Source organism: Corallococcus sp. AB030 (assembly GCF_003668965.1).
Lineage (GTDB): Bacteria > Myxococcota > Myxococcia > Myxococcales > Myxococcaceae > Corallococcus > Corallococcus exiguus.
In genome coordinates this window covers 1-1,890 of sequence record NZ_RAWQ01000426.1, presented here as the reverse complement: position 1 = coordinate 1,890, position 1,890 = coordinate 1, and the positions used below count along the sequence as shown (strand labels likewise).

Genomic DNA, 1,890 nt, shown 5'->3' with positions numbered 1-1,890 from the left:
CCCGGGGGCTGCGCGGGGGCGCTGGGGCGGTTCGCGGACGGAGGCGCCGTGGGGGCCGTGCCCTGCGAGGTCTGGACGGTGGTGCCCGGTCGAGCGGGGCCCTGTGCCGGCTGCGCGGCCGGGGTGGTGCCCTGGGGGCCCTGCACGGGCGTGCCCGGTCGAGCACCTTGGCCCGTGGTCGCGGGACCCTGGCCGCCAAAGCCCTGCGTGGTGGGCCCCGGTCCTCCGAAGCCCTGCGTCGCGGAGATGCCCTGCGCGTTGGGGCCCTGTGCTCCGAAGCCCTGGGTCGCGGGACCCTGCACGGTGGTTCCGGGACGGCTCGCGGCCTGCGGCGGCGTGGCGAACGCTCCGGGCGCGGCGGGTCGACCCCCCTGAGGCGCGGTGGCGGACGTGCCTGCCGGACCCACGGGCAACAGCACGGGCACGGGCTGCGGCGGCGGTAGAGGACGCTCTCCCGGCGGGTAGAGGGTCGGCGGCGCGGCGTTCCCCGACGCGCCCTGGTTCGGAGCCTGCGCGGGAGGCGTGGCGCGCGCGGGCGTGCCCGGCATGTTCAGCCGCAGGGGCTCGCGCGTGTACGCGGGGGGCGGGATGTCCGTGGGCGTCGGCGCCGGCGTGGGGCGCTGGACCGCGCGGGCCGTCGTCACCGGTCCCGCGGAGGTGTTCAGGCGCAGCGGCTCGCGCGTGTACGCGGGCGGGGGGATGTCCGCGGGCTCGGGCTCACGCGCGGCGGCGGGACGGGCTGCCGCGGGCACGGGCTCCTGGGCCACGTTGCGCGCCAGCTGCTCCACCATGTCCACCGTCATCGACTCGTCGTCTGGCGGCGGAGGTGGGGGCGGCGTGAGCGCTCCGGCCTGCTGGGCGACCGCCGCGGCCAACTGCACGAAGCGGGGCGTCAGCGGCTGGCGGTAGATGATGGAGATCCACTCGCGCACCCGCAGCTCGATGGCGACCCACAGCTCCAGCGGCTTGCCCAGGAGGAAGCCGACTTCGTCCAGCTCCTTCTTGGGCACCGGGTAGGCGCACGCCACGTGCAGCGTGTTGCCGTCCAGGGACAGGGGAACGACGCTCAGGCGCTCGGCGATTTTCGGGGGGATGAAGCTGGCGACCTCGAGGTTGGGCTCGAAGTCCACCAGGTTCACGGGCCGGAAGCCGGAGACCTCGCCCAGCATCGCGAGGACGTCCGCTTCGGACATGCCGCGCTCCAGGAGCGCGGTGTCCACATGGCCTCCCTGGGCCTGGTGCAGACGCAACAACTCTCCGGCCTGCTCCTGGGACAGGAGGGCGCGCGAGACGAGGTGCTGGGCAAGACGCGAAGGCATGAAGGCCGCGGCATCTTACGGCCGCGGCCGCAAGGTACAATGAGCCTGTTTCAGCTCGGTTGGACGACGAAGGTGGACGTCAGCTTGTCATGGAGCGTCTGTCCGCGGCGGTCGAACAGCGCCATCCAGAACCCGCCCAGGAAGAGAACGAAGGAAAGCCCGGCGAGCAGCGCCCGGAAGATGGCCCGGCCCGGGGTGGGCGCCATGCCATGGGTGTCCACCAGCCGCAGGCCCAGGAGCAATCGTCCCAGGGTGCGTCCATTCCACAGGAAGGCCGCGACCGCGCAATACACGGTGGCGAGCACCAGCACCAGGACCACGCCCGGCAGCAGCACGGAGTGCAGCGCGCGCAGCCAGGCGACGAAGGCGTCCAGCCCGGTCAGCCCCGGCTGCGGACCCTTCACGCCCGCGACCGACGAGGCCAGGGTGATGTAGGCCGCCGCCACGGCGCTGATGGCCGCGGTGTCGACGGTGAAGGACAGCAGCCGGCGCCACAGCGAGGCGGGCCGCGCGTGAATCTCGCCCGTGGCCGGGGCAGCCGGGGCCGCGGAGACCTTCGACTTCTTCGCGG

General features: G+C 74.0%; 1 protein-coding gene and 1 pseudogene. Both read right to left on the bottom strand.

Going from position 1 to position 1,890, the window contains the following annotated elements:
• Positions 1-1,319: pseudogene (locus tag D7Y15_RS43325) on the bottom strand (FrgA protein); the annotation flags it as partial.
• Positions 1,320-1,369: 50 nt separating this feature from the next.
• Positions 1,370-1,890: RDD family protein (locus D7Y15_RS43320; protein WP_121756204.1), on the bottom strand; the 521-nt coding region annotated here is incomplete at its 5' end.